Annotated in this window: 14 protein-coding genes; all 14 read right to left on the bottom strand. The window is 46.3% G+C overall.

All coding sequences use genetic code 11. The annotated features are described in order from the left end of the window. Positions 1-139: 139 nt before the first annotated feature. The 14 genes from B5F07_RS18505 to B5F07_RS18445 all read right to left on the bottom strand — a co-directional run bounded on the left by B5F07_RS18505 (position 140) and on the right by B5F07_RS18445 (position 10,446). Positions 140-742 (bottom strand): phage holin, LLH family, encoded by a 603-nt coding sequence (locus B5F07_RS18505; RefSeq protein WP_087162689.1) that lies wholly within the window; start codon positions 740-742, stop codon positions 140-142. A 33-nt stretch (positions 743-775) separates the two neighbouring features. Then, positions 776-2,470 (bottom strand): LysM peptidoglycan-binding domain-containing protein, encoded by a 1,695-nt coding sequence (locus tag B5F07_RS22690; protein WP_162613174.1) that lies wholly within the window; start codon positions 2,468-2,470, stop codon positions 776-778. An 11-nt stretch (positions 2,471-2,481) separates the two neighbouring features. After that, on the bottom strand, positions 2,482-2,868 hold the full coding sequence (locus tag B5F07_RS18495; RefSeq protein WP_087162688.1) for a hypothetical protein: 387 nt from the start codon (positions 2,866-2,868) through the stop codon (positions 2,482-2,484). A 13-nt stretch (positions 2,869-2,881) separates the two neighbouring features. Next, entirely contained in the window at positions 2,882-3,436 is a 555-nt protein-coding gene (locus B5F07_RS18490; protein WP_087162687.1) for a hypothetical protein, read from the bottom strand. Then, complete coding sequence (locus tag B5F07_RS18485) at positions 3,421-4,518, bottom strand: reverse transcriptase/maturase family protein (RefSeq protein ID WP_087162686.1); 1,098 nt, start codon at positions 4,516-4,518, stop codon at positions 3,421-3,423. Before B5F07_RS18485 ends, B5F07_RS18490 begins: the two co-directional genes overlap by 16 nt. 415 nt (positions 4,519-4,933) lie before the next feature. Beyond that, a complete protein-coding gene (gene avd / locus B5F07_RS18480) occupies positions 4,934-5,347 on the bottom strand; it encodes a diversity-generating retroelement protein Avd (RefSeq protein WP_140398051.1) in 414 nt (137 codons plus the stop codon). Positions 5,348-5,422: 75 nt separating this feature from the next. After that, entirely contained in the window at positions 5,423-6,490 is a 1,068-nt protein-coding gene (locus tag B5F07_RS18475; protein WP_087162685.1) for a hypothetical protein, read from the bottom strand. Between the two features lie 3 nt (positions 6,491-6,493). Beyond that, positions 6,494-6,856, bottom strand: coding sequence for a hypothetical protein (locus tag B5F07_RS18470; RefSeq protein WP_087162684.1), 363 nt, complete (start codon positions 6,854-6,856; stop codon positions 6,494-6,496). Then, positions 6,856-7,014, bottom strand: a complete 159-nt coding sequence (locus B5F07_RS22895) for a hypothetical protein (RefSeq protein ID WP_191403440.1) — start codon at positions 7,012-7,014, stop codon at positions 6,856-6,858. Before B5F07_RS22895 ends, B5F07_RS18470 begins: the two co-directional genes overlap by 1 nt. Continuing rightward, a complete protein-coding gene (locus B5F07_RS18465; RefSeq protein WP_087162683.1) occupies positions 7,014-7,508 on the bottom strand; it encodes a hypothetical protein in 495 nt (164 codons plus the stop codon). The genes B5F07_RS22895 and B5F07_RS18465 overlap by 1 nt, the downstream gene beginning before the upstream one ends. 6 nt (positions 7,509-7,514) lie before the next feature. After that, complete coding sequence (locus tag B5F07_RS18460; protein WP_087162682.1) at positions 7,515-7,826, bottom strand: hypothetical protein; 312 nt, start codon at positions 7,824-7,826, stop codon at positions 7,515-7,517. A 14-nt stretch (positions 7,827-7,840) separates the two neighbouring features. Beyond that, positions 7,841-8,983 (bottom strand): phage tail protein I, encoded by a 1,143-nt coding sequence (locus B5F07_RS18455; protein ID WP_162613173.1) that lies wholly within the window; start codon positions 8,981-8,983, stop codon positions 7,841-7,843. Next, positions 8,976-10,127, bottom strand: a complete 1,152-nt coding sequence (locus B5F07_RS18450; protein ID WP_242972589.1) for a baseplate assembly protein — start codon at positions 10,125-10,127, stop codon at positions 8,976-8,978. The genes B5F07_RS18455 and B5F07_RS18450 overlap by 8 nt, the downstream gene beginning before the upstream one ends. Further along, positions 10,117-10,446: a hypothetical protein gene (locus tag B5F07_RS18445; RefSeq protein ID WP_087162680.1), complete on the bottom strand. Its 330-nt coding sequence runs from the start codon at positions 10,444-10,446 to the stop codon at positions 10,117-10,119. Before B5F07_RS18445 ends, B5F07_RS18450 begins: the two co-directional genes overlap by 11 nt. Between the last annotated feature and the right edge of the window lie 8 nt (positions 10,447-10,454).

Below are 10,454 nucleotides of genomic sequence, written 5' to 3'. Positions count from 1 at the left end.
GTGGGTTATGTATCATTAGTATAACAAACCCCGGAAGGCTTGCTTCCGGGGTTTTATTCCTGAAATGAGTAATCGAAAACGAAAATGCATAATTGAAATCAAAAATACCCCGCAGGTGCAATGCCTACTGAGTATTTTTTTACTTTTTTTCCGTTGCAGGCTGGTTGATTTCTACTTTAATATGCGTTGCCGCCTGTACCGCTTTTTCTTCTGCTTTCTTTGCTTCCTCTTCTGTGATTGTTCCGACCTGCTCCATCTTTTCGTTGAAAACTTTCACGTTCCCGTTTTCGTCCGGCTCCGTGGCTCCTTCCGGTACTTCGTCCGTAGCCACAAGGTCCATTTCTTCTGTCTCTTCTGCGGCTCCTGCCATATTGTTATAAATCGCCACTGTAGGCGCAGGCGTTGCCGTCTGTGCTGCCACGGTTGCGTTTACCTGGGCTTCTCCGGCTTTCATTGCTTCATATGCGTTCTGAACGATTGCTTTCAGCTGATCTTCCGTCACGTCAATTTCTGATTCTTCCGCAATCTCCTTCATAAGTTCAACAACCTTGTTCATCTTCTCTTCTCCGGTGCTGCCCTGCATGAACTCACGCGCCCAGACTACAAACTGTGCCGCCCATCCGGAAAGTTCTTCCAGCTTTTCAGAGGCGCTTGTTGGAATATTCGGCAGAACATATTTTCCCACAAGAAAAGCCCCTATGGTTACTGCTAACTGAATCGCAAGAAAAATAATCTCATTCATGATCTGTACTTCCTTTCTTTTCTCTGTCTTTTATTATGCGTTTGGCAGTTTCAATACCTGTCCGGCGTGGATGGTATCGTTTTTCAGCCCGTTTAATGTCTTGATCTCATTGTATCTTGTGCCGTCTCCCAGCTGTTTTTCTGCGATCGCCCACAAACTGTCGCCGCTCTTTACTGTGTATGTCCTTGTTCCGCTTCCCGGAATCTTAATAACCTGACCGACAGAAATATTGTTCGGGTTTGCAATTCCGTTGTAGCTTGCCAGCTTCTGATATGTGGTTCCGTATTTTGCGGCAATGCCGGAAAGTGTGTCTCCTTTCTTCACGGTGTAGGTCTGTTCTCCGCCAGACGCATTACTGGAACCGCCGGAAGAGGCGCTTCCGCTTCCCGGAATCCTGATAACCTGACCAACGGTAATGCTGTTCGGGTTTGCAATTCCGTTGTAGCTTGCCAATTTCTGATATGTGGTTCCGTATTTTGCGGCAATACCGGAAAGTGTGTCTCCTTTCTTCACGGTGTAGGTCTGTTCCCCGCTTGACGCATTACCGGAACCGCCGGAAGATGTGCTTCCTGAACTGGAACTTCCGCCGGAAGTTGCCTTCTTTGCGTAATCTGGTTTTCCATACCCCCGGATATTTCCCGCTCCTACTGTGAGCGTTCTTTCTTTTACGGCGTTAGAATAGTTTCCTTCGATCACTTTCATTGTGTTTCCGTTTACTTCGGCCACATATCCCACATGGTCTGCGTACCCGTCGTTTGGCTGTGTTCCATCATCCCAGTTGTAGTAAATTACATCCGCAATCTGCGGCTTTACGGTTCCGTCTTCTTGCCATCTGCCTTTCTGTTTGAAAAGATTGATCTGCTGTTCGCACCCGCACTCTGTAGGGATAATATCCGTGTATCCCAGCAGAATTGCAATGAAGGAAACAAACGTCGCGCACCATGCGTCCGTATATTTGACGGCATAACCTCTGGCAAGCGGCTTATGACTGTTATACCCGTCGATGATTTTCCTGTGCGACCCGTCCGCTTCGTTACAGCCCTTATACTTTCTGGCTGTGCTTACTACATTCTGTCTTACCTGCATTTCATTCATGAATACGTTACCTCCTGTTTGATGATTTTCTTCCGCATTGAATAACGCTGCCGCCGCTGCATACGTTTCATTCCTGCGGGTTGTATATCTACCCATCACGCTATCGGCCAGAGCCGCAGCGTGAAGAATAGCAAGTGTTACCCTGGCGGCTCCCCCGGCTTTTGCCACTGCCGTCTTTCCTACTCTGCCGGAAGCCCCCGCGCCTCCTTGATTTTCAAGGTCTGCAAAATATACTAGGCTTTGCGTGTCCTCAATCCCGATCTTGATACCGTGTTCCACATATTCTGTTATGTCTTTCTCTGCCTGTTCGTCCTGAACCGCTTTTCCATCAGTTGTTCCCAATATTTTTGCAATCCGGTTCTTCTCGTCCGTGTTTACGGTCCTTCTTGTCCAATCGGAACTTTCTTTGATCTCCTTCCATAAATCAGCGCCTAAGATTGTCGTTGCTGTTGTCTGTCCTGCTTCTTCGATGATCTCTTTGAGCAGAGATAAAGCGCGGTTTCCGTGCCACTGCACTTTCCCCACGCTTAATGCCCCGTTATCGTCTGCATTTACAGAAGTGTAATTTCCTTCGTTCCCGAAAATAATAGCCGCGGCTGCCGCCACGACTTCACTTTTTAATGCACTGTTCATTCTTTTATACCTCACTGTGAACTCATTCCCGAAAAATCTGTCAGGCTTGCTATGATCTCCGGGTTATTTTTCTTGATTTTTTCAAGATTTTCCGCCTTTGACTTCCAACAGTAGAACGCTACCGCAAAAGCAGACACGCCGCCTGTGAATGTCAGAAGGGATGATAACTGGTAAATATCCCGTGCGATCACAACCCATACAGCCACGATAAAGGCGGCGTAATAAGTGACCATGATTGAAAATACAATGATTTTAGTTGCCTGTATCTTCTTTTCCGGGTCCTTCTGTACTTCCTGTTTTCTTTTCTTTCTCGCCGCCCTGATTGCTTTCCGGTTCAGGATAATCATAATAATTGCCGCAAGCGCAAAACCTGCGGCAAAACATAAAATTTCTTTCACTCTTCCTGTCCTCCTATGCCCTTGTTTCCATAAGTTCTTTCAATCTTTCCGTATCTTTCATTTCTATTACTTCCAGAGTATTCATGACCGGCTTTACTACTGTTTCCATATGCCCGTTTCCTCCTGCCCTCCGATAGTCTTCGTACATATCCCAAAAGGCTTTGGATTCCATCTTTGACCATGCCTGCATGGGATTTTTCTTTGTTGAAGAATAATACCTGTACAGTGTCAGCATTTGATTTCTCAAACTGCTTGCCTCCCGCCTGTTTAATTCTTCTTGAAGTTCTTTCACGTTCTGGATGTTCTTTTCCTGTCTTTCTTTCAGTTCTGCAATTTCTTTATTGTACTGCTTCTGGATTTCAATGGATTGCTCCCGCCACTTCGGGTACTGCTCTACCTGTGCAAGTATTCTTTGCAGCTGCTCTTTTTCTTTCTTTTTTTTCGCATACTGCTTAATGATCTCTTTTCTGCATTTTCTGTAGACAGCCCATAAGAAAACAGCTGCGGCAATAAAATAAACAGCTGTCGCCAGCGATATTTCCCCGAACACTTTTATAAATGGTTCCACTCCTTTTGTACCTCCTTCTTGTACATTTCATTCAATTTCTGCCGCAGACCGTAACTGTTGAAATGTTTTAAAATTCCCCGGTATGAAGCTACACTTCTTTCAAGTGTTTCTTTGTCAACCTCTCCCACTGCGTATGCGTGAAACAGGTATTTCAGGCGCTTTCTTAACTTCTTTGCAGTCTTCTTCCTTAGTTTCCTGTGTGTGGACCATACACGATAACCGACAAACTCTATTCCCATGCTTGCCGGTCTGATACAGGTTTTCTTATTTAACTGCAAATTCAGCTTATCTCCCAGAAAGTCAGCGATCGCCCGTTTAATACGCTCCAATTCCTTCTTATCATTGTGAAGTATGATAATATCGTCCATGTAGCGTATGTAATAATGCAGGTGCAGTTTATGTTTGCAGAACTGATCAAGTTCATTCAGGTACAGGTTTGCGAACATCTGTGATGTAAGATTCCCGATCGGAAGCCCAACATCTGAAAGCATTTCATCAAATGCCACGTCTCCTATATCCGCTCCCATCGGCAGACCGAACTTTGTATCTTCGCAGTCTATAATCTTCGCCAGTAGGTCCAGAAGCGGTTTATCGTCGATCATGTCAGATAAAATTCTTTTCAGTATGTCATGGTCAATTCTGTAAAAATATTTCGATACATCTAATTTCAGGTAGTAATATCTTGTTGGTTTTCGCTCTGTCTGCCTTAACCAATATTGCAGGCGGTCAATAGCCTTATGTGTTCCCTTCTTTACCCTGCAAGCGTAACTATCATGAATAAACCGTTTTTCTATGAGTGGGTTTAGCTGCCTGTATATCGCCTGCTGTGCTACCCGGTCTTTGAATAACAATGACATGATCAGGCGCTTTTTCGGTTCGTACACATAGAAAATATTGTATCTTCCCACATCATACGTTCCCCAGATCAATTCGTTTTGTAGGATAATCAGGTTATCTTCCAGCCGGTCCGTGAACTTCATCACATCCGCTCTGTATCTCTTCCCTTTGATTGCCGCTTTATATGCGTAAAAAAGATTCTCAAAATCATAGATCGCCGGGAATAAATTCTTAATCTTCTTCAAGCCTTAACCTCCTGTTTTTCTATTCGCCGTGCAAATCTACTCCGGTTCTTCCGTTTCAAACGTGACATATTATTCAGCTTATTCGCTGACTTTCTCCGGCTGTGCGGGTACTAACTGTCTTCACGGCAATTCAATCTTTTTCCTACGGTTCCGGTTCCCCGGTTCCTTTGGAATGGAGAAAAACCCCTTTAACCCAAACGCGCTGGACCGGCCCACTTGTGGACCGGACTTCTGGCAAGTAGGGGTAGAGCGGAGCGGAACGAAATGTTGTTGTTGCTGTTCGACCGCGGGTTGTTCAAGTTCAGCGCGGCGGCTCCGCCGTTGCTGGTGTTGTTGAAACTCGAACCGCGGATAGGCACTGCAAAAGTCCTCTATAACGGCTTTTCCCCAATAGAAAAAGCGGACACCTGCCCGCTTATTTCTTCAATGATTTATAATAGCCACCGATCATCCGCCCAATCTCATTGGTTTTCCTTGAGATATTTTCATATTTTCTCAACGGAAGACACGGCTTTTTACTTCTTGTCAGCGCCGGGTCTGCGGCAAGCCTTACAAGGTGTCGCAGTACGTCAACTTCATTGTCCAAATCTCCTAAAGTGGTCTTTTTATAATGCTTATTTTCCAGAGTTACTACCAACCGCAGAATAGAAAGCATTGTTGTCCTTATCTCGTCTGCAAGCCGCCTCTGTGCGCGCGGGAACTGTTCAAGTTCCGGGTTTATGTACAGCATAAGGTCATAGACTTTGTTTTTCGTCTTGAAGTCATTTTCTGTTGCATTATCCCTCGGCGCTTCCAGTTCCGGCAGGCTTTCTTCTTTTTCTTCTGCCATTTTCTCCACCTTGTCATTTTTTTATATGGGCTTGCTGTCGCAAGCCCTTTCAGTGTATCAGTTTCCAGTTTTCAGTTATTCCACAAAAGCGGAGCGGAACGAAATGACGCTGCCGCTGCTCGACCGCGGGCCGCTCAAGCGCAGCGCGGCGGCTCCGCCGCCGCTGGTGCTGTTGAAACTCGAACCGCGGAAAGGCAGGCGTTCCCCGTTGTTCCGCGCATAATAACAACCCGGAGAAGTCATGCCCTCTGCTGGCGCAAGTCCGGCGGCAATCATGATATTCGGAATGTCAACTCCTTCTTTCGCAACAACATTCTTGAAATACTGATTTCTGAAATAGCTGTCGCTGTCGTCGGTTGTGATAACTTCTCTTGTGGTGTTAATGCGCGGCGTACCTGTCGCAGAAGTTCCGTCGATTTTCAGTGTTCCAGAAGTTCCCGGCGCTACAAGGGAACCGTCCGGCATGATTGCTTTCCACTCCGTGCTGCCTGCTGCCATGCTGCAATCATTTTTCATTGCGTCTCCGTCCGGGATGATCTGAAATTCTCCGTCATTCAGTCTCATTCCTGATACCCATTCCCAGGTATCTCCGCAAAGATCGCAGATTCCCGCCGGGGAATGGTCATGGTTCCATGTAACCGGCCCGGAACCCGTTGCAGTTCTTCCGCCTCTTCCATCTTCATAGGCTGGGTCCTTATATGTATTTACGCCGCGTTCCCACGATTTTTCATAACTCTTATCCCAGTTCGTATTACCGCGGGGAATGGTTCCGTTTTTCTCTGCCCATAATACAAGCGCCGCAAATACTCCGTTCTGTAATAAATGCCATCCGTTCCCCTTTGCGCGGCAATACTGCAATGCGCTGTCAAAATTCACATAACAGTGCGGGTCTTTCATTGCCAGTGAGTAGGCCCGTCCGTTCACAACCGTATTGATGAACTTCGATACCCAGATCACTTCTTTTTCTTCCCCGTTCATCTTCCACCACGGAAGGACAGAAGAGCCTCCGCCTGTGATAATGTCTCCATATGTCATTTTCGGAACACCGACCATAATAGACGGCATACCCAGATCATCAAAGATCACTCTGTTATTCGCCCCGTAGGAAGCTACTGCAAGGGCCATATCATCAAAATTGCTCATTCTTTATACCTCCATTCCCCATAAAACAAGTGTGCAAAGTGACATATCAAAATCAATCGGCATTGGAACCGTCCTGGGATTTCCCATCTCGTCTTCCTCTGCGCTCTCAATCATGTCATACCGTCTTGCCGGAATAATGATCTCCGCAGCGTACTTCTGTGCATTTCCGCCTGTTCCGATCACAATTCCCCCGTCAGTATCAATACAAATGTCCAGTGTTACTTCATAGTCTCTTTCCTTCGCTTCCAGGTTGATTGTCAGTTCATCTTCCCCGAACGTGATCTTGTTTCCGTCTACCACATATGCAATGTGGTTTCCCGGCGTTTTTTCGACTACATTGATTTCAGCTTTCCTTGCTTTCGCCATTACCGTTTCCCTCCTTTTACAATCTCACGGGTCCTTGCTGCGATAACCTCCGCAGCTTCCCTCTGCTCCGGCGTTCCTCTTCCCTGCACGCCGAAAGACTTCATCACATACGCTTCATGCTGTTTTCTTTCTTCTCTTTTGATGATCACATTTGCCATTAGTAAAAACCGCCTTTCACATGGATTTTCAGTTTCACGCTTGTTGCGCTCCCTGTATGTGCGACTTTGAAACCGTTTGCCAGCTTGTCCGTTATTTCAATATCCCCGACAAATCCGCCTGAATATTCCATAACCTCTGCGCTTACGGTATAGTCTGTATGGTTCCTCTGTTTTGAAAGCGGCACGGTCTTTATGGAATTATTGAACGGGTATGTCTGACTGTTTGTAAGCGTTACAGTGATCGCTTCTCCGCTCAAATCCTCCAACATCTGCCGCGTGTGAATCGCTTCGATTGCAAGCAGCGCTGCAAGTTCCGCTCCGTTCACAATCCCCATTTCCATATGGTTAAAGTTTTCGGCGTTCTGCGGTGTTCCCTGCTGAATCACTTCCCCTTCAACCGGGGTATGCGTTACGGTTCCGTCGTCATTTTCGGTTTCCTCATACCGGTCTTCAAATTCTGTGACGTGATCAATCCAGTATTTCCATTCATACATTTTCCTTTACACCTCCTGTTCTACAAACTTAAATACAAAACGGTATAAAGCGCCCTCTGTCACATTTGACAGCTTTATATTTTCCGCTTTGTCTGCCCACAACTCGCTGTTTTTGTTATACAGCTGCACTCTCTGAATTGTTGCGGTTCCGCTTACCTGCGGCGTAATATTCATATACACCGCAACCCGCCCGTCTGAAAGCCGCTCTCTCCGGTGTATAGGAACCTGTGTCTGTGTTCCGTTTACTGTAACTTTCCCATACGCAATAATGCTGTCCAGGAAGTCTTTAAAATCATTGATTGCGGTTTGTGTCAGCATGGTTTCCACCTCCTTTATAGTCGCCTTTTGCTCCCACATAGTTTGCTTTCATGATGGAAAACTTCTGCCTTTACAGTTCCTTCCACCTGTCTGCTGTCGTTTGCCCCTCTGACGCTTCTTTCTGGCTCCATTCCCGCCCTTTTCTTCCCTGTTGGTGTATTTCTATACCCGTAGGTGTAAAAGGCTGTTTCTGCCTCAATCTGTGCGTCAGAAGAACGGAAAGCAGTATTCCTCCCCGGCTGTGTTCCGGCTTTTTCTTTCCCTGTCACACTGGCTTCGTACAGGAAGACTTCTTTTTCCGTGTCGGCTTCAATTCTTGTTTCTGAATCCCGGAAAATGATATTTCTTCCCGGGCTTGTACCTGCTGCCGGAACCGTGAAAATATTTCCCTCTGAATCTGTTTCAGCGGATATTTCCGCCCCGGTTCCCCTGAATATGGTATTTCTTCCCGGTATGGTTCCTGCCGCTGGCGTTCTGTAACCAAATTCTTCTGAATCTGTTTCAATTACGATCTGCCCGTTATGCAGGATTCCTTTCACGTTCCTTTGTGGGAACGTTCCTGCTGATAGTCTTCCGGTTAGCGGGGTCATGTATATAAAGCAATCTGCGTGGGTCTGAATTGTGCAGTAAATCCGGCTTTGGTATGTCACTTCCTCCATATGTGACGACAGCCGTTTATACATCTTCACTGCGTTGACTATATCCTGATAACTTGCCTGTATCTGGTTTTTCGATACGTCGCAAATTACCTGGAAGTGGTGCGGCTGTCCTCCGTACTGGAACCATTCTTCTACTTCGCTTTCCGGGTACAGTGCGCCAAGAGCCTTTTCAACCGCATACTTTGTACCCATTTTCTTATGAACCTTTATGCTGTTTTTCAGCATATCTCTCTTTGCTTCCAGCGGATAGGAATAGTCGTACCAGTCAATGTGCATATCGTAGGCCAGAATGTCCACAAGGTCTTCCGGAAGTTCATCTATCCTGGAATAGATCAGCACAAGTTCCATGCTGTCGCTCACTTCCAACAGCTGCTCTGTTACTGCCTCTGCAAGTGATTTTATTTTCGGGTCCTTTTTCAGTGCGCCCGGAAGATAATCAGAAAACTTTGTGCTGTAAATATCGTTTCCGGGCGACCTTATTCTTTTCTGATCAGGCATCTTCAACGCCTCCATTCAGTACGTTCATTGTGCTTCTTTTTAATGTGGCAACCTTTGTTTCCTCGATTGTCGTAAATACTGGCTTCCTTACCTCTACCCTTTTTACTCCTGCCCCCATCAGCTGTTGAATCAAATAAGACGGGTTAATATCCCGCCCCATTTTGCTTGTCTGCCAGCTGATATAGTTTTCCACTGCTGCCCGTGCGTCTTCCTCAATTACGCTTGAACTTGCCTGTGAGTTTCTCTGTGTGTAGAATGTCAGGTCAATTTCAAATTCTACTGCTTCCGGCGCTGAAACCGTCACAACGTCTGTCAGGGGTCTTACATCATCTGCGTTTAGTGCCTCTTCAATCTGCTTCAATACGGTTTCTGTCGGCTGTGTGCTATCCTGTAGCAGCACCCGCACGTCCACTTCTCCCGGTTCCGGGCTTGTAGCTGTCACGTCTGCCACCGCCGCGCTTACTGATTTTGCATGATAGATATAGCTGTTGACCGGACCGGCTGTTGAAAAACTCTCCATGCTTTCCCTCATACGCTCATAATAATCTGCGTCGTTTTCTTCCTCTGCCCCTCCTGTTGTTGTGGTGGTGTTCTCAACCTTCAAATAATAATCATATACGTCCACGATTTCTTTTACCTGCCCTGGCGCAAGGTTGTTCCCTACTGTTCCCGGTGTCTGGCACTGGCCCGTTACGTCTCCGTATGTCTGCCCTGCTTTTATTTCCAGTTCTTTAGTTGTCTCAAACGTAATATTCCCGTCAAATGTAATCCGGGTTCCTTGCGGCACAATGACGCTTTGTGGCTGTGCCTCTGATATGTAACACCTGAATGTTGCTACTGCCGGTGTCGCCGGAAGCCGTTCAATGTCTTTGAATAACTCCGCCAGACTGTCAAGGTACTCTCCTTCTGCATAACGCGGAACGTTCTTTTTCGCTGTATCTTCTATCAAAATCCTTTGCTGTACCACGATTGCTGCCATCCATGCTATAAATACCCTTTCCGGGGAACCTGGATAACATTTATAATGTTCTCTTCCCGGTGTCTGCTGAACCAGATATTCGTACAGTGCTATCATATTGCTTTCTATGATTTCTGTATCTGTTTCCAGAAATTTTATGTCAGGATACGTTCTTTCACTGCTCAATTTCTCTTACCCCCTGCAATTCAATAATCGGCGTAATCTTTCCGGTCATATGGTCAACTTCAAACGTAATGTTTCCCAGTAAGGCCCGCGGCTCGTATGTTTCAATCTGGTCATAAATATATCCGACTAAAATATTTTCCACTACCGGAAGAGGTCTGCCGTAAATATCCCCCGGAATCCCTAAATCCCGTAACATCGGGGCTTCCTTCTGTATCGTGTCCAAAATTACGGCGATATTCTGCAACACTTCCTGATGTGCGTTTTCTGGCGCAAGGTCTATGTCATTCAGAAGCGTTCCGTCTCCCCGTATAATTTCCATGCTTACCA

This window comes from Lachnoclostridium sp. An169 (assembly GCF_002160525.1).
In the GTDB taxonomy this organism is placed as follows: domain Bacteria; phylum Bacillota; class Clostridia; order Lachnospirales; family Lachnospiraceae; genus Mediterraneibacter; species Mediterraneibacter cottocaccae.
This window is presented reverse-complemented; position numbering and strand designations above follow the sequence as displayed.